1 pseudogene is annotated in these 620 nt (G+C 71.1%); it reads left to right on the top strand.

The features are described from left to right. Nucleotides 1-620 (top strand): annotated as a pseudogene (locus ADL25_RS13075) (protein phosphatase); the annotation flags it as partial.

Here is a 620-nt window from a genome sequence, read left to right as displayed (position 1 = left end):
ACGAGCCAGGGCGCCGAGAAGCCGTTCGCGGTGTCGTTCCAGTGCCTCCAGGGCGCCGACGGCGAATCGCTCGGGGTGTGCGTCATCAGCGCCGACGTCACCACGAGCTGGCAGGCGCGTGAGCGCCTCGCCGTTCTCGGCCGGGCCGGTGCGCGTCTGGGCAGCACCCTGGATGTGATGCAGGCCGGCCAGGAACTGGCCGACCTCGCCGTGCCCCTGCTCGCCGACTACGTCGCCGTGGACCTGGAGCAGTCGATCTCGTTCGGGGAAGGGCCCCCGGTCGGCATCGGCGCGACGGGCAGTCGTCTCCCCGCTTTCCGGCGGGCGGGTCTGGCCTCGATCCACCAAGGGGTCCCGGAATCCCCATGGATGCGCGGCGAGCCGGTCGACGTACCTGCCGACTCACCTTTCGCCGCGGTCCTGCGGGCCGGAAAGTCCTGCCTGGAGCCGGTGCTGGACACCGCTGCGGGCACATGGGTCGACAACGTGCCGGAGCTGGCGCGCCGGGTTCGCGAGAACGGCATGCACTCGATCATGATCGTGCCCATCCGCGCACGACGCGCCCTGCTGGGCGTCGCCCTGTTCGTCCGCACCACGAATCCCGTGCCGTTCCACGAGGT

The organism is Streptomyces sp. NRRL F-5122 (assembly GCF_001507435.1).
In the GTDB taxonomy this organism is placed as follows: Bacteria; Actinomycetota; Actinomycetes; order Streptomycetales; family Streptomycetaceae; genus Streptomyces; species Streptomyces lannensis.
This window is presented reverse-complemented; position numbering and strand designations above follow the sequence as displayed.